A 17,363-nucleotide genomic window follows, 5' to 3' on the forward strand; every position below is an offset into this window, starting at 1 on the left:
CAGACGTCTAAAGGAATGATTACGTGTACTATCACTCAACATCAGGATTGTTTTGGATCATCATCGCCCTTTTACTTTATATGCTTAGTAAAACAGACCCTAAAAATTTTATAATTAAGCAAATAAGACGATTTGGTTGGCTGATCAACTTGGCTATTCTGACTTACATTATCGTCAGGCAAATTCAGCAACCCACTGGCGTATTACAAATCATGGTCTTAATAGTCATCGGATTTTCAACAATGAGCTCGATTTACGCTCGCTTTAAACATCAGCCTTAATCAACGCTAAGATAAAGGCTTGCCCGTGAGCAACTGGTACTCAGACATGTTCGGCAACAAACTCCACGTAAGAAAACAAGCGTCCGCGTTGATCTAATCAACGCGGACGCTTGTTTTTATGTCGCCCATAACTGCATTATTAAAACTGTCAGACGATCTTTGGTGATTTTACCGCTGAACGACTAACAACTAGCCGACGCAAACAGCCGGTCGGCCACTGACGGTTGAACAGGTGCCGGGTTGAGTAGACTCTCGGCGTCATCGTAGTCATCATCATCGTCATATTGATCATCAGTATCATAATCGTCGTCATCAGACTCACTATCAGTATCATCATCGTAATCGTCATCGGATTGGGTTTCGCTGTCATCGGCGTCATCACGATTCGAATCTTCATCGTCATCATCTTCTGAGTAATCCGAATCGCTGTCAGCATCGCTATTAGTATCGGAATCATCGTCGGTATCGTCATTCGAATCCGTATCTTGATCACTCCAATCGTCATCAGCCGAATCCGCGTCGGTGTCGTTCGTGTCATCATTCGAATCAGTCGTTTGCTCATCCCGATCCGAATAATCGTCATTATCGTCGGCCTGATCGGCATATTCGTCATCTAATTCTTCAGCAGCATCATCCACATCACTATCGTCGGCAAAAAGTGCCAAAATGAACCAATCGGGCACATCGTCTAATGCGGCCATGTTCCACTTGTTTTTAGCGGCAGCAATCTTCCGACGTAAAGCCGCTGCTCGTTTCGCTTCAGCCGCACTAACTTTCATATTCGTCTTGGCCTTTTTTGCCGCAGTCAATAACTGTTTTACCTTAGCCTTCAACGGTTTCAAATATGGCTTTTTATCCCAGTTGATGGCTGCGCAACGTTTGAGCACGTCCGCTGAATAGTTGCCGTTCTTCACCTTTAACTGTGCTTTAACATCATCTGACAATTGCTGATATTCCTGATAATCACTGGTTACGGTGACTTTCAACTGTTTCAGCTTATTCATCAAACTTGTTGCCCCGTTCGTAATCTTGACACCCTTATCAACCGTCGTCAGCGCCGTTTTAACTTTTCCGGCCTTCAACTCCGATGTGGTCGTCAAGTAGGCCTGCGTTTGATCCCGGTACGCCTGTGCCTTTTCATCCTTGGGCTTCTCGCTAGCGCGTTATCAAAATACGTCAGCGCTTTTTGGTATTTATTCTCAGCAACCGCATTTAACCCCTTCTCGATTGACTGCGAATACGCCTTGTTATGGCAGCCAGCTAAACCGACCACCATCAAACATAACAGTATCAATAATGATACCCGGTGCTTCCCCGATTTCATCCCTGCTTCACTATCCTTTTTGGTTGGTATTTATGCTTCAATAAGTATACCGTTAGTCCCTCAATCCTGCTAGCCCATATAAATTAATTTATATTCCGATTGAACATTTAAAAAATAGTGTCCGCTCCAAAACACCAATCAGGACTAATTATGATTAACCCGTGCCGATTAGGTGGATTCCTGTTCGTCAGCCGGTGCGCGTCCTATGTCGACCTCCGGGGCTGGGTGACAATTGCTGGAACGTAAGCCGACGTCGATTTGAGCTAACGCATAACCCGCGTCATCTCAAATACGAGTCTTATTCTAAGCCGGAAGCAACCCACTTCCGACTAAGAATAATTTGGCTACTGAGCATTGTCACCCAGCCCCTACGGTCGGGAAACCGCTCGAATGGCTGATGAACGACCACCTAATTTGGTACAATTAGTCGCTGACTATTTTGATGCTGGAAGTTTAAACAAAGCGCTAGGTGCATTAAGCACTCTGTCAAGAGATTAAATCCTACTACACCGATTCAGGATTAGTGAGCCATCTCAATATTATTTTTAGTCTGACAGTTGATTGACAAAATTACCGTTTATGAAAAGCAACGACCAATTCATCAAAAGTTGGGTACCTCACCGTCTGCCATTCGAATACTATCCCGACTGGAAGGCGTTTTTGACAATGCCCAGTGGTGAAAGTTCACTTAGCAAGCGTTCTGTGCTTGGTTAGTGAAAGGCCAGTATTTGAGACGTGGTTTTTCGGCTCAAATCTGTGCCCACCACGTTCCGGCAATTGGCAGAAATGCCTGGAGGTCGATGTAGGACGAACCAATCTAAGCATATTTACGCTAACTTGAACTTTTCCCAGTGGGTCTAAGCTGGCTGCTTTTGAACTTAAGAATCGGCACGTTTTAATCATGATTGTTTAATAACGATGAGTAATAAAAAACAATCGCACCAATTCTAGTAGAATCGGTGCGATTGTCTTAACTTACTTATTTATTGAGCTGCACACTGTTCACAAAGTGGCATTAAATCTTTCAAATCCTCGACGGATGAGCCATTTTCTAAGAAGCAATTGACCATATCTAGCCAATATTCATCATCGGCGCTAAAATGCGCGTTGACATCCTTGCAAGGTAATAACCCGGCATTGGTATAGGCGACGATTTTATCAGCAGCGACCCCGCTATGGGCTGCTAATTGTTCCAGAGTCATTTTCTCTCACCATTTGTCCTTTCAAAAAATCAATGTGATTATGTTACGCCCCCAGCTTTTGAAATGCAAGCAACAATTTCGTAACGCCACGATTAAAAGTTAATGATAATTTTCTTCATTATTTCCACCGAAAGTAGTAAACTAACTCTTAACCCGCCTTTGCCTCATTCGTCACCTTACTATTGGCGGATATCAAGCGTGCTTTTTCATCATAACACGCACTCAAACTTAACCTACATAGTTATCCTGTTTCATGAACCACACTAATTGTCAGATAATCCCATTTAGTGCTGGTTAACGCATACTTATTGAATCGGAGGTCGTACATTTATGGATTCTAATTTAACCTTTCGCGCGGGCATCAAAGATGTCATTCCCACCGTCTTTGGATACATTGGCGTTGGCCTAGCAATGGGCATTGTCGCCAACACGAGTCACCTATCAGTTTGGGCCGTTCTACTCATGTCACTAATCGTCTATGCTGGTTCCGCACAATTTATTATCGTCAGTATGCTCCTAGCAGGTAGTCCGATTTCGGCAATCGTCTTATCCACTTTTTTGATTAATTCACGCATGATTTTAATGAGCATGTCAGTCGCTCAATATTTCAAAAAAGAGTCGTTATTGCAAAATATCGGACTGGGATCGTTACTAACTGATGAGACCTTCGCGCTCAGCATGAACAAGCTCAATCAGACCAATCAACAATTAAAAACGAGTTGGTTACACGCTGCTAACATTGTGGCTTACTTGGTTTGGGCAGCCGCGACAGTGGTGGGGTGCCTTTTAGGTAACTTGATTACTGACCCTAACCAATTCGGCTTGGATTTCGCCGTTGTTGGTATGTTCATTGGTTTACTTTACTTGCAGATCATCACGGATCGCAGTAAATCATTGCCGACCCAGTTGTGGGTCGTACTATTTGTGGCCCTCGCCATGTATTTTCTCATGCGTTGGGTTCCGGGCAACTTGGCTTTGATCTTTGCGACGCTACTCGGTTGCGGTTTTGGAATGGTGGTGGACCATAAATGAGTACTTACATTTTTGTGACCATCTTACTCTGCGGCCTCGTGACTTGGCTATCACGCATTGTCCCGTTTGCCATCATTAAAAATCTGTCAGTCCCCCAATGGCTAATCAGCTTTTTATCATTTGTGCCAATTGCCATTATGACCGCTATTTTTGTTGAAAGTCTGCTCACCTACCATGCGGGACACTGGCCAGAATTTAATCTCCCAAATATTTATGCCTCAATTCCTGCCATTCTTGCAGGAGTGCTCACCAAAAGTTTACTAGCCGTCGTTATAACAGGCATCGTTGCCATGGCCGTATTGCGCCTAGTTGGCTGGGCTTAGAGCGCAAGGGCACATCTAATTTAATATTCCCACTTAAACGTCCCGCAAATTTGTGCATGAGTTTGCGGGATTTTTCTGTGACTTTTTCAGCCATAAGGCCGGCAATCAGCATCTAAATGTGTCATGTCAATAACGGTCAATTCGAACTAACCAAATAGTCAGTAGAAATCCGCTCCGCCAAGGAACCGGCATCTAACTGATTGGACGTTTCGCGCAACATGAAATTTTTATCAATGAAAGCGTTCCATCTGCGCGCTCCGCTTTATCTTATGAATTAAAGCAAGTATAATAGTCAAAGTGTACGTCGCGGATTGTCAAGCATAATTATGACAGACATTGGTAAGAAACCGTTATAATTGTTCAGAGTGCTTTACATCCGTGAATGAAACGGGTAAATTAACAACGAACCATCTGTACACATATAGTAGATAAGAACTGTCTAAACTTTAAAGATTGAGAGATGAACAGACATGTGCGGTTTTGCTGGTTGCTTAACTGATCGGACTAAAGCGGATAACGCAGCTTACGATCAGACCATCCACGAAATGACTAAAATGATTGTCCATCGGGGACCCGATGATGACGGTTATTTTGCTGATGACAACATTACCATGGGTTTTCGGCGCTTAAGTATCATTGACTTAGCCGGTGGTCACCAACCACTATCTTATGATAATGAACGTTACTGGATGACATTTAACGGGGAAATTTATAACTACGTTGAATTACGTGAACAACTCAAACAAGAAGGCTATGAATTCAAAACAAGCTCCGATTCTGAAGTAATTCTTGCGATGTACGCCAAGTACCACGCTGACGCAACGAAGTACTTACGGGGAATGTTTGCTTTCGTCATCTGGGATAAACAAGAAAAAACGTTATTTGCCGCGCGCGATCAGTTCGGGATCAAGCCGTTCTATTACGCTATCAGTGGCGATGACTTCTATTATGCTTCTGAAAGCAAGGCCATTTACAAGATTTTAAAGGATAAAACCTTCGATAAAAATGCCTTACAAGATTACATGACGTTCCAATTTGTTCCTGAACCAGAAACACTCACAAAAGAAATCAAAATGCTCGCCCCTGGTTGCTCCTTGACGAAAAAGTTGGGGTCTGCGCCACGGATCGATCGGTATTATCACCGTGAATTCCATCCGGTCCAACGTTCTGAAGACGAGTATGCCCAAAAAATCAAAGATGCCTTAATTGACTCCGTTAAGATTCACATGCGTTCCGATGTACCAGTTGGTTCTTTCCTTTCAGGCGGGATCGACTCATCAATCATCGTCGCGATTGCAAAAAACTTCAACCCAAACCTTGAAACGATCTCCGTTGGTTTCGAACGTGAAGGGTATAGTGAACTTGACGTTGCTCAAGAGACCGCTGAAAAGCTTGGTGTTAAGAATTACAGCATGACGATTACGCCTGAAGCCTTCATGAAGGCCTTCCCGCACTTTGTGTGGAGCATGGATGATCCGTTGGCTGACCCGGCCGCTGTGCCGCAGTATTTCTTAGCCAAAGAAGCGGTCAAACACGTTAAGGTTTGTTTGACTGGTGAAGGCGCTGACGAACTCTTCGGTGGCTACACCATCTATCATGTACCAGAATCATTGAAACCGTTCCGCTACACGAAACCGATTAATGGTGCCTTGAAGCGTATCGCACTCATGATGCCAGAGGGAATGCGTGGTCGGTCATTCTTACTACGAGGGACCACCCCATTAGAAAATCGCTATGTTGGGAACGCCTTTATCTTTGGTGAACAAGAAAAACAAGCCTTCTTCAAGAATTACAATCAGAACCATCCGTTCCAGTCCATCACGCAACCGCTCTATGATGAATCCGTCGACTATGATCCAATCAGTCGGATGCAATTCATCGATATGCACACGTGGTTAAACGGTGACTTGTTGCATAACGCCGACCGGACAACGATGGCGCACAGTTTGGAACTGCGGACCCCGTTTGTTGACCGTGAAGTGTATAACTTAGCAGCCGAAATTCCAGCTGATCTTCGAATTAGTCACGGCACAACAAAGTACATTCTTCGTAAAGCGGTCGAAGACATCGTGCCAGCGCACGTCCTTCACCGTAAAAAGCTTGGTTTCCCAGTACCAATTCGGTTCTGGCTCAAAGATGAAATGTACGACTGGGCTAAGCAGATCATTAACGATTCGCAAACTGACCAATACTTCAATAAGGACTACTTCTTGAAACTCTTAGATGACCACAAGGCCGGCGTTCGGGATAATTCTCGGAAACTCTGGACGGTCCTCACCTTCATGATGTGGCACCGACTCTATGTCGAATCTGACCACTTGATGGATAGCCCCGAAGCTAACGCCGTTGCGGAAAAAGTCGAGGAGTTTTAGATCAATGGAAATTATTGTTCAAAAGTTCGGCGGCACGTCAGTCAAGGACGAAGCCGCCCGTATTCAAGCTTTAAAGCACGTTCAATACGCCGTCGATCAGGGCGATAAAGTCATTGTCGTTGTCTCAGCAATTGGCCGGAAAGGTGCCCCTTACGCCACCGACTCATTACTCGGATTAGTTGGGGCCGAGCACTCCCGCTTAACCAATCGAGAACTCGACATGTTGGTCTCAGTTGGGGAAACCATCTCGACCGCTGTCTTTACCGAGTTAGCGCGTAAGCAAGGCCTAAACGTCACGGCCATGACTGGTCATGATGCTGGCATCGTGACTAACGACGATTTTCAAAATGCGAAGATTCTCCGCGTTGATCCGAAACCAATCACGGACGCCTTTATTGACGCCGACGTGGTAGTCGTAACTGGTTTTCAAGGTGCTACTGAGAGCGGCCACATTACTACGATTGGCCGTGGTGGTTCCGATACATCAGCAGCCATCCTCGGCGCCGCTTTAAAAGCAAAACGTGTTGATATTTTTACTGATGTCAACGGCATGATGACTGCCGATCCACGACTCGTCACCCACGCCCGCTTCATTAAGGCCATCAGCTACGAAGAACTTGCTAACATGGCCCATGAAGGTGCTAAGGTCATTCATCCGCGTGCTGTTGAAATTGCAGAACAAGCTCACGTGCCGATGCGGATTCGGTCAACTTATCAGGAACCCGACGAATTAGGGACTTTAGTCACTGACCGGACCACGACCCAAATCGAACATTATCGTACCGTGACAGGGATTGCACACCAAACTGATTTGACGCAATTTACTGTTCCTACCGATACGTTAAGTTCAAGTGCCATTTTCCAATTGATGGCACAGCACGGTTTGAGTGTTGACTTTATTAACATTACACCACACCAAGTTGTCTTCAACCTGGTTGATGGTGACGCGGACGTTGCCAAGCAACTACTGACTGACGCGCACGTCCATTGTCAGTCAATTGCGAACTGTGCTAAAGTTTCCGTTGTCGGTGCTGGTATCACTGGGACACCCGGCGTCACTGCTCGGATCGTCTCGGCATTAGCTGCACAACATATCGATATTTTACAATCGACCGATAGTTATACGACCATCTGGGTGCTCGTTAAGGAAGCCGATTTAAAAGCGGCCATGAACGCCTTACATGATGAGTTCTTAGGAATCGAATAACCATCCCTGCAAGTCCGGCTTAATTGCCGGGCTTTTTTGTTGACCTAGATTGGCCTGGAGATGGCACGTTCAACCAGCAGTACACCATGTACCGAGCGATTACAAGCTTAATTTCAATTCTCATTTGGGGTGACAATTATCCGGTTTGCATGTATTCTAGAAACAGTAACTTTATTGAAAAGGACGCTAATATTATGCAAGCAAGTCAATTAATTAATAGTTTAAAATTCAAGCAGGTTCAGCCCGCCTTGACCACGGACTTTGATGTCACCATGCTGACGCAGGATACCCGCGAAGTTCAGCCCGGCGCCATGTTTATTGCCGTCGTTGGTTATCACGTCGACGGTCACGACCTCGTTGATCAGGCCATCGGAAAAGGGGCCAAGATCATCGTGGCGTCAAAACCTTTAGACGTCAACGTACCGGTCATCTACGTTGAAAACACCGAACGCGCTATGGCAATTCTTGCCGACGTTTTCTACGGTGCGCCTAGTCAAAAGATGCGGATGATTGGGGTGACGGGTACCAATGGTAAGACCACTGTCACCCACCTGATCGAACAAATCTATCGTGATCAGCAGCAAGCCACCGGCCTGATTGGGACCATGTATCGCAAAATCAAGGATGAAAAACTGCCAACTGCCAACACCACCCCCGACGCCATCACAACGCAACGGACTCTAGCGGCCATGCGGGATGCCGGTGTTGAAACTGTCGCCATGGAAGTTTCTTCAATTGCCCTCGTACTCGGACGGGTCTGGGGGATTGATTACGACATCGCCGTTTTCACGAACTTGACGCAAGACCATTTGGATTTCCACAAAACAATGGCTAAGTACACGGAAGCCAAGGCCATGCTCTTTGCACAACTGGGCAATAAGTACAGCGCCGACGGAACTAATAAGGTCGCTGTTCTGAACACCGATGATCCCGTTGGCCGTGAATTTGAACAGTATACGGCAGCGCACGTACTAACATTTGGACTCAAACCAGATGCCATGATCAACGCACAAAATGTTGAAATCAAGAGCCACGGGACTGAATTTGACCTCTCCGTCTTCGGCCACGTAACCCACGTGACGATGCAACTGATTGGCCAGTTCAACGTGTACAACATGCTGGCGGCCTTCGCCGCAGCTTACGCTAGTGGCATCCCCGAAGACCAAATCATTAAGTCACTGGAGAAGGTTACCGGCGTTAAGGGCCGCTTCCAATCCGTTCCTTCCCACACGGGTGTCAGTGTCATCGTTGACTACTCACACACTCCGGACGGCTTATTGAATGCCCTAGAAACGATTCAAGATTTCGCGACTAAGGATATTTATTGCGTCGTCGGCTGTGGTGGTGATCGCGACAAGACGAAACGGCCAAAGATGGCTAAAATTGCTGTCGAACACAGTACTAAGCCAATCTTTACTTCTGACAATCCTCGGACGGAAGACCCAACCATGATTCTAAATGACATGGTTGCCGGCGTGCCAAACGCCGACGTGCCCGTCTACGAAGACCGCCACGTTGCCATCGCCAAGGCCATTGAAGCAGCACAACCCGGCGACGTTGTTTTAATCGCTGGTAAAGGCCACGAAGATTATCAAATCATCGGCCGGACTAAGCATCACTTTGATGACAGTGAAGAAGCCGCTAAAGCACTAGCTCTGAAACCAACCATTGATTAATGGTCAAAACAGAACTGACCGACAAGGCTATTTTCAATTCTATTTCTGTTAACAATTGGTGACATCCGCGACACGCGTCTTTAACCATTAACACCCCCAGCAACAGCTAATTTGATTGGCCGTTGCTGGGGGTGTTTTTTGCTTGTTTGGCTTTCTCCCAACCAGCGCTACAAAACAGGCATCAGTCGTGTTTGTACAAAAGATGCACCCACCTTTCGATTATTAACCAGCCAAACTATCGCCTATCTTTGATAATTCACCTAATTTGGAAATATAATTATGTTGATAAAAGGGGTTAATTATCATTGTTAGTTTAAGTTTAATTCGTTTGGGGGGATTTATAATGTCAATTTTTCAAACTTGGAAACGCCGAATTGCATACGGTTCCACTGACATGGCCGGTAATATTATTTGGCAAATGGTCAGCACTTACTTACTGTTCTATTACACAACGGTCGCGGGCATCTCAGCTGCTTTTGCAGGAATGCTGTTCTTCGTCGTGCGCTTCATTGATGCGTTTGATGCATTGATTTATGGTTATTTGATTGATCATACACACACGAAGTATGGACAATCGCGCCCCTACTTTGTGTGGTTTGGCATTCCGTTAGGGTTGCTGGCCATGTCGCTATTCATGATTCCATCATTTGGCGGCAATACCACAATGCGACTCGTCTACATTTCAATCACTTACACTTTCTTTAGCCTGATTTATTCTGGTGCCAACACGCCCATTACTTCGATTTTACCAAGCTTGACTGATGATAGCGTTGAGCGGACCAAGTTAGCGAGTGCTCGGATGGTCATGACAACCATCGGGACCAGTGCAGTGGCGGCCATCACTTTGCCAATGGTTAAATTACTCGGCAAAGGCAATCAGTCGAAAGGTTTCACCCTCTGGGCTATTATCTTAGGCCTCGTTATCATGGGACTCTTCATCTTTGCTTTTCTCAATCTCAAGGAAACTAACGGTGCACAAAATCCAGACGGTACCACTGAGTCAGCCGAATCACTCTCAATCTGGCAAAGCTTGAAGGGTGCGGCTAGCAACAAACCATGGCTATTATTAGCCTGCTCATTCATTCTGCTACAAACCTTCTGGATGCTACGGGGAAATTCAGCGATCTTCTTTATCAAATACGTCTACGGTCGGCCTGAATTAGCGCCAATTTTCCTGGGGATTGGCTTTGTTTCCGTCATCGGGAACCTGTCCGTACCATTCCTATCACAACGCTTTAAGAACCGTAACGTTTTGCAGTTTTCACTCGTACTGGGCGTTATCGGCCAACTACTGATGCCAATCGCTGAAAAGATGCGTAGTGTGAGCCTACTAATTGCTGGCTCCGTCATTTTCTTGATTGCGATGGGGATCACGTTCACGATTGTCTTCGCGATGCTATCAGATACCGTTGACTACTCAACGAAAGTACTGGGCCTAAATGAAACCGGATTCTTATCTGCCGTACCAATGATTGGCGCCAAATTAGGAATGGGAATTGGCGGTTTTCTAGCCGGTCAATTTCTCGCATGGGGACAATTCAATGCCAAGGCAGCTGTACAGTCCGGACGAACCATTACATTTATTAATCTCGCTTTTATTTGGATGCCGATTATTTTATTAGCCGCGATGATTTTCATGATGCAATTCTATCGGTTAGACGAAAAAGAATTACAAGCCAACAAGGCCGAGGCAGCGGCTAAAGTTGAACCTAAGGAGGATGTTGAATATGATGCCAACAATTAATTCGATTCAAACAACCGTCAACGGCGTCGTCAAAATCGTTAAACCATTTAACAACGACATCGCCGGTGAACAATTTGACCCGCACGTCCTTCAAACACTAACGGCCTTCAAACAACCAGCCATCCTTGAAAATGATCTAGCGGCGCTCCGCAGTGGTAGTTTAACCCCCGCCATCGCGGACCCTGTTGGTGATGCGGTTACAGTTCAAAGTCGAAATATTACGGCTCTGAATCGCACGGTCAGCGTTGAATGGCTGACACCACAAAATGTCATTAATCACACAGTACTGGTCTACTTCCACGGTGGTGCCTTTTACGGCGGTGTTCCCGGCAATAATACGGTCCTTTTAAAGCTGGTCGCAGCTAAAAGTCACTGCGAGATTCTTAATGTCGATTACAGCTTAGCGCCAGAAGCACCAGCACCCGCTGGTATTTTAGACGGGCTCGCGATTTTCCAATATTTGGAACAACGTGACGCTGAAACAATGATTACCGTTGCTGGCGATTCGGCTGGCGCTAACGTCATCATGGCTGCAACAAATCTGAATCAACAACTCGGTAGCAATCGTATCAATCAACAACTGCTGTTGTACCCAGTTACCGCCCCAAATGCTGACCACGCCGGTCCACTCTGGGATTTGGCCGCCTTTCCGATTATTGACTCACAGCGTGCCATTCTCACCAACTATCACGACCTCTTTCGGCAACTTGACAGCATCATGACGGATTATTATGTTCCAGAGAACTTTGATTCACATTCTCCACTCATCTCACCGCTACACCAGGAAAACTTCACAATGACACCACCAACCACGATCATGGTCGGCGAGTTTGATCCCTTCCGACCACAAGCTTGGGCTTATGCACAACGCCTGGCCGCTGCCGATACTGCGACCACGTTTATTCAGTATCAGGGCTTGAACCACGCTTTCGCACCATTAGTGGATCAGTATTGGCAAAGCCAAGATGTGGCCCAAGTGATGGCGGCCGCGTTAATTTAGCGACCAGGGCATATCAAAAATCACCAGTATCACGTTGCAGAAATCACATGTAAAAAACAAGCGGACTGATAAAAACCGCCCCGCATTTTACTATCCGAAATGCGGGCGGTTTCCCGTTAAGCTAACATTTAAGTCTGAGACTTGTGCTATACTCTTGGCATGGGGGGATTAACGTGAACAAAAATGATAAAGCCAAGCGTTTGATGTAACAAATCGACGTTGCCTATAATGATCCTGAAGTTAAACAAGACGCACAAGTTCGTGCTGACTTACTTCGCTATGCTATGGAACTTGACAAGAACGGTAACTATTTATTAATTGCCACTAAAGTTAACGGCATGGCAATGCGCGTCATGCGTGATCACATGCACCAACCACTCCAAGCAATTAACACACTCTACACCCAAACCGCCCGCACCTCCGAATATTATTGGGGCGTGGCGGCAGCTAGTATTTTTAGTGGGCTGTGGTAAAGCACTATCACGTGCGAGCGCTCACTATAAATCATATTAACAACAGTTTTGAACCGGAACACAGACAAATAACTTGAATCAACCGTTAATTTCAAAGGGACGCTCCTGACAAACCATGCCAGAAGCGTCCCTTTACTAACTACTTAAAATTTTATCGATCAGAGTCAAGTTAACAGCTAAAGTAAGGCGTTGTACTTGGCTCAGCCATTTACTTCAAGTACCCGGTTTCATTCCAAGTCGTCAGTTCAAAATGCTGATTATCCGTCGTCGATAACACTGTCAGGCTATCATTATCCACGATTCCGTGGCCGACTGTCTTCATAACTTGCCCATCGACCACAAAAGGTGCTCGTAATTCTGCTACGGGGACACCCATTAACGCCTTGACAGTCATCGTCGTCACCAGGCCGTGCGATACAATTAATAGTGGTTGCGTGCTAGCTACCCCAACTTGATCAATCAAACGATGTAGCGTCGAAGTCGTTCGGGTGACAAAATCCGCATAACTTTCGCCACCGCCAGCTAGTTCCGGTCGGTATTCGGCGGGTTTAGTAAAAATAACTTGGGCGTAGGACTGCGGCTGTACTTCCGCTTCCTGTTTGCCGTCCCAATCACCAAAATCAAACTCACGCAAGCCATCGTCGCTTTGAATCGACGGTTGCCACTGATTGGCAGCCACAATGTATTTCGCCGTATCCAGCGCTCGTTGCTGCGGACTGCTATATACTGCTGAAAATTGGGTGGTTCTTAAGTAATCACCAGCGGCCTTTGCCCCATCGATTCCGCTAGCAACCAGCGGGGAATCTGCTCGTCCACCTTGAAATCGGTGTTCTAAGTTATATTGTGTTCGACCGTGACGAATGAAATAAATCTGCATGGCACGTTCACCTTCCTAATCCGTTCAATAGTTTAATTCTAACTGTGTCATGCTCAATAGAAAAGTCTTCAGTGCCATAATGACGTAAAAAAATACCGTGGTCTAAGAAACACACCACGATATTTCAGTTATTATGATAAAGGCTTAACCAAGTGCTGGTACGGATGTGTGCCAATCATGAGCTGACCATCCGGGACAAAACCATGCCGGTGGTATAACTTAGCTGCTCGGGGATTGCCATCATCAACGTTTAAACTCAGTTTCGTGGCCCCCAGTTGACCAACGAGTCCTGGTAATGCTTCTAGTAAGGCACTACCAACTCCGTGGCCCTGAGCTTGCGGATCAACTACCAACATGCTTAAATACCACTCATTCGGCCGGGTCTCACCACCTAATTCCAGTGGTGCCTCAAACCCCGCATGATGACCTGAAGTCGTCCGCAACAAATCGTTTACAGCGGCTTCATTCTTCGCTAAGTGCCCGAACGCGACACCGACGATTTTGTGAGCCATGACCGCCACAAAAGTCTGCGCTAACCCATCTAAATTGGCCGGTCGCTGATACAACTCAGTCAACATTGCCAATAGGTCGGCCTCGCTAACATTTTTTAAGACTGGCATTTCCATATCACGGTAAATCATCGCAATCAATGGTGCAATTTGAGCACTATCTTGCGGTTGTGCCGTTCGAATTTCCATCATCACAACGCTCCCAACTGTTTTCTCAACCGTAGCAAATCCCGCGGTCATCGTCAATCGTTGTGCTTAATTTGTTGCCGATGTTGAATCGTCATCACCCACGTCGTGACGGGAACTACCAGGATAACGCCAATTAACGAGAATAATACCATTAATACTTCCGCAACAAATATTTTATTATTGATAACACTCCCGAAGGAATAATGTAAGCCCGCAAACCAGATAAATAGCGCCAAGAAGCCACCAAAAAAGCCGAAAAACAAGGTATTAAAAGTCGTCCCGATAATCTGCTTACCAATACTGATACCATCGATATAGAGTCGCTTAGTTGGCAACTGCGGATGCTGCGCCAGAATTTCACTCAGACCAGCCGCAATCGCAATAGCAGCTTCCGCAATGGCCCCTAGTGTACTTAAAATTGCTTCAGTTACTGCTACGCCAATAAAGGAGACCCCAATGGCTAACGACATACCTTCCAGATCTTCACTATCTTCTAAACTAAAGCCCTGCGCCATGATCCAATTTTCAACGGGAAAAATAATCAGCACTAAAATGACCATAACAATCAATGCTGCAATATAAGCTGGCTTGGCCGCCACTTCGTTGTCCTCCCCAAAGAAAATCGTGAAGGCCAAGATGATTGTCCCAATGACCAACGACACCCCCATTGCTGGAAAGCCCCATGAAATCAAAACAACGGCTAAAAACAACAATCCAAAGTTAAATAACAAACTCAAAAAGGCCGTCGCTCCAGTCTTACCACCAATTAATGTCATCAATCCTAGTAAGATCAATCCTAAAACGGTAATCGTGTTCATGCCATCACCGCCTTAGGCATCAATCGACTGGCTAACCAACTGGCTACTGGAATCGCTAAAACGATACCGATACCAGAAATCAAACTTTGGACCATCCCCAACGACATATTCATTGTAAAAGTGTAACCCCAGCTATTGCCGTTACGGAAATAGAGCAAAGTCATCGCGAAAGTATCCGCCATGAAAATCAAAAATAGCACGTTGATCAAGGGTCCCATAATAGACCGGCCAATTTGAATACCCGACTTAAATACTTGTCGTGGTGCAATGTCCGGGCGCTCCGTTTTCAATTGAAACAATGAAGCAACAATATCTGTTGATTCATCCATGACTGCTCCGAGTGAACCGAGGACTGTTTCGACTAAAAATAACGGTCGGGGAACCTGCGTCACGTACTGCATCGATTCATAAGTCACACCACGCTCATGGGTCACCGCAAAGACGATCAGACTAATAATGACAGCCAGTCCCGTGCCAACCACAGTCGCACCCAATGTTACTAACATTTGACGACTAAAACCGAGAACTAGCAACAGTGTGAGCACGGCGAAGATTACGGCCAATACGCCAAAGAGCAGGTAAATGTGACCACCATTAGTAGCTAAATCGATCTGAATGGCGGCATAAAATAGTACAGCGTTGAGCGCGACACTCAAAAAGGCCATCAGACCGCTGAAACGCATAATTAACAAGAGCAGTGCTAGGGCTAACCACGCGACAAACGCCAATGCGGTATCTCGTTTTAACCCCTGAATCGTCACTGCACTACTATGATCGCTAGGAATCCGTAAGAAGACTTGATTACGGACGTGATACGGCTGATCCATTGCGCCTGAGCGCGTATACGTATTCTTGATCTGGTAAGTTCGACCACGATGTGCCTTATTGAGCACCCGGACCGTTACCAACTGTGTCACTGTCGCATCCTTATTCTCAAATTCATCCGTCGTCGTGCTTCGACTCTTAGTCTGCACGTGGGTCACTTGTGCAACTGTCTGCTGATAAAGTCCCGCATTAACTCGGGTCAATCCAACCCCGATTAGTCCTAAAATAATCACCAGCAGTGTTAACCACAACCCCCACCGTTGCTTGATTCGCTGTTTCACATTTTCACCTTTTTTCACTTCAATGGTCACCAGTTTACCACCCATTTTCCAATACAAACTTCGATTCTGGCAATCTTTAACAGAATCTAAGTTTCTACGGTAATCTAGGCCGTTACTTGAACGCGTAAAGCTTTCAGCCAAGCAATTTCTTCCTCATCGTGGAGGCGCTGAGCAATTTTTAGTCCCTTTTCAATCAATGCCAGGGCCTGTTCAGGTTGCTGATGGACCCGCCATTCATAAACGGCAGTTAACTTATAATGAGCCAAAGGTTGGTAACGACGTAATAACTGTTGAACACCATCATCTTGATACCAGGCTATGATCTGGGGGTCACGATGATTGGTGACCAAGTTCCAGTACAATGTCGCATCTAAATACTTCGCCAAATCAGCTGGCGGCAACGTATTGAAACTTGGCTCCAAGCGACTCAACCCCGCTAACAGTTCGGGGGTGTCCAGCCCATGTTGAAGTCCCCATTCCAGAATCAACCAGGCTTGCCGGACGACTAAATAATTCCGATTGCCACCATCGCGCGGCATAACAATCATACTCGCATCAAGGTCACGGACACTACCAGTCTGAACCTTAACGGCCGCAGCACACGCAGTGACATACGCGGCGGTCATCGCCGCCGTTGATTCGCGTGCCTGCCGAAATTCCTGGCCCGCCGTGGGATAACCGTGCAAGTTCATTGGTAATAATTGGGCGGCTTTCAACGTATTGACCCAGATCCAAATAATGAACGAAAACAACCATAAATCGAAACTAAACTTAAATTGATTCAGAGTTATTAAACTGAGCATGACCGTCAGTAAGTTGAACAGGCCACCGCCAAAACAATAAATGGCGTGATTGAACCGTTTGGCATCCGCCGGGGGTGCTGCCACGATATGTGGATGACGCGTCAGCGGTCGTTCTAATTTCCAATGACCACGAACCCGACTTAATTGAAGTCGAAAACCGGTAATCCGGACAATTCGAGCACCAATTAATCGAAATCCGACCCACTGACCGAGCCAATGGATTAACGTCGCACCTAGTTCGCTGGCGACTAGTGCCAATCCTAGCCAACCGACTGTTGCAATAAATTGTCCAAAAACTTGCATGCTATTCCTCCTCGTACCTTGATTGACAGCCTTTATTTAACAAAATTAATTTTGAAATCAATAATACGTTTTTGGGCATGACCCATGATTAGTTTTTGACAAAGTTAGATTCAAAAACCGGCAG

At 46.0% G+C, this 17,363-nt stretch carries 15 protein-coding genes; 8 read left to right on the forward strand and 7 right to left on the reverse strand.

Annotated elements, in window-relative coordinates; translation table 11 throughout:
- Window positions 1–463: 463 nt before the first annotated feature.
- Window positions 464–1,381, reverse strand: a complete 918-nt coding sequence (locus ACWQAU_RS06140) for a hypothetical protein (RefSeq protein WP_228403029.1) — start codon at window positions 1,379–1,381, stop codon at window positions 464–466.
- 1,207 nt (window positions 1,382–2,588) lie between these two features.
- The gene (locus tag ACWQAU_RS06145; protein WP_003641218.1) at window positions 2,589–2,807 is read right to left on the reverse strand and encodes a helix-turn-helix domain-containing protein; all 219 of its coding nucleotides are present in this window, start codon (window positions 2,805–2,807) and stop codon (window positions 2,589–2,591) included.
- A 330-nt stretch (window positions 2,808–3,137) separates the two neighbouring features.
- On the opposite strand from ACWQAU_RS06145, the gene ACWQAU_RS06150 reads away from it, so the two are divergent.
- The 8 genes from ACWQAU_RS06150 to ACWQAU_RS06185 all read left to right on the forward strand — a co-directional run bounded on the left by ACWQAU_RS06150 (window position 3,138) and on the right by ACWQAU_RS06185 (window position 12,634).
- A complete protein-coding gene (locus tag ACWQAU_RS06150; RefSeq protein WP_022637947.1) occupies window positions 3,138–3,839 on the forward strand; it encodes an AzlC family ABC transporter permease in 702 nt (233 codons plus the stop codon).
- Window positions 3,836–4,162 (forward strand): AzlD domain-containing protein, encoded by a 327-nt coding sequence (locus ACWQAU_RS06155; RefSeq protein ID WP_003641216.1) that lies wholly within the window; start codon window positions 3,836–3,838, stop codon window positions 4,160–4,162. The genes ACWQAU_RS06150 and ACWQAU_RS06155 overlap by 4 nt, the downstream gene beginning before the upstream one ends.
- A gap of 470 nt (window positions 4,163–4,632) precedes the next feature.
- The gene (asnB, locus tag ACWQAU_RS06160) at window positions 4,633–6,534 is read left to right on the forward strand and encodes an asparagine synthase (glutamine-hydrolyzing) (RefSeq protein WP_079111774.1); all 1,902 of its coding nucleotides are present in this window, start codon (window positions 4,633–4,635) and stop codon (window positions 6,532–6,534) included.
- Window positions 6,535–6,538: 4 nt separating this feature from the next.
- Entirely contained in the window at window positions 6,539–7,741 is a 1,203-nt protein-coding gene (gene dapG / locus ACWQAU_RS06165; protein ID WP_003641214.1) for an aspartate kinase, read from the forward strand.
- 194 nt (window positions 7,742–7,935) lie between these two features.
- Window positions 7,936–9,417 carry a UDP-N-acetylmuramoyl-L-alanyl-D-glutamate--2,6-diaminopimelate ligase gene (locus ACWQAU_RS06170; protein WP_015825270.1) on the forward strand — a complete coding sequence of 494 codons (1,482 nt, stop codon included), beginning with the start codon at window positions 7,936–7,938 and terminating at the stop codon, window positions 9,415–9,417.
- Between the two features lie 343 nt (window positions 9,418–9,760).
- On the forward strand, window positions 9,761–11,161 hold the full coding sequence (locus ACWQAU_RS06175; protein WP_027821311.1) for an MFS transporter: 1,401 nt from the start codon (window positions 9,761–9,763) through the stop codon (window positions 11,159–11,161).
- Window positions 11,145–12,161: an alpha/beta hydrolase gene (locus tag ACWQAU_RS06180; protein ID WP_011101236.1), complete on the forward strand. Its 1,017-nt coding sequence runs from the start codon at window positions 11,145–11,147 to the stop codon at window positions 12,159–12,161. The genes ACWQAU_RS06175 and ACWQAU_RS06180 overlap by 17 nt, the downstream gene beginning before the upstream one ends.
- A gap of 212 nt (window positions 12,162–12,373) precedes the next feature.
- The gene (locus ACWQAU_RS06185) at window positions 12,374–12,634 is read left to right on the forward strand and encodes a bacteriocin immunity protein (protein ID WP_463841232.1); all 261 of its coding nucleotides are present in this window, start codon (window positions 12,374–12,376) and stop codon (window positions 12,632–12,634) included.
- 208 nt (window positions 12,635–12,842) lie between these two features.
- On the opposite strand, the gene ACWQAU_RS06190 is transcribed toward ACWQAU_RS06185, so the two are convergent.
- From ACWQAU_RS06190 to ACWQAU_RS06210, 5 genes are all read right to left on the reverse strand, one after another.
- The gene (locus ACWQAU_RS06190) at window positions 12,843–13,511 is read right to left on the reverse strand and encodes a histidine phosphatase family protein (protein WP_027821312.1); all 669 of its coding nucleotides are present in this window, start codon (window positions 13,509–13,511) and stop codon (window positions 12,843–12,845) included.
- A 131-nt stretch (window positions 13,512–13,642) separates the two neighbouring features.
- Window positions 13,643–14,212, reverse strand: coding sequence for a GNAT family N-acetyltransferase (locus tag ACWQAU_RS06195; protein ID WP_022637941.1), 570 nt, complete (start codon window positions 14,210–14,212; stop codon window positions 13,643–13,645).
- A 50-nt stretch (window positions 14,213–14,262) separates the two neighbouring features.
- Window positions 14,263–15,027: a YibE/F family protein gene (locus tag ACWQAU_RS06200; protein WP_003641207.1), complete on the reverse strand. Its 765-nt coding sequence runs from the start codon at window positions 15,025–15,027 to the stop codon at window positions 14,263–14,265.
- On the reverse strand, window positions 15,024–16,274 hold the full coding sequence (locus tag ACWQAU_RS06205; RefSeq protein ID WP_015825265.1) for a YibE/F family protein: 1,251 nt from the start codon (window positions 16,272–16,274) through the stop codon (window positions 15,024–15,026). The genes ACWQAU_RS06200 and ACWQAU_RS06205 overlap by 4 nt, the downstream gene beginning before the upstream one ends.
- The gene (locus ACWQAU_RS06210) at window positions 16,238–17,239 is read right to left on the reverse strand and encodes a hypothetical protein (RefSeq protein ID WP_003641205.1); all 1,002 of its coding nucleotides are present in this window, start codon (window positions 17,237–17,239) and stop codon (window positions 16,238–16,240) included. The genes ACWQAU_RS06205 and ACWQAU_RS06210 overlap by 37 nt, the downstream gene beginning before the upstream one ends.
- Window positions 17,240–17,363 lie beyond the last annotated feature (124 nt).

It is taken from the genome of Lactiplantibacillus sp. 3062 (genome assembly GCF_055413545.1).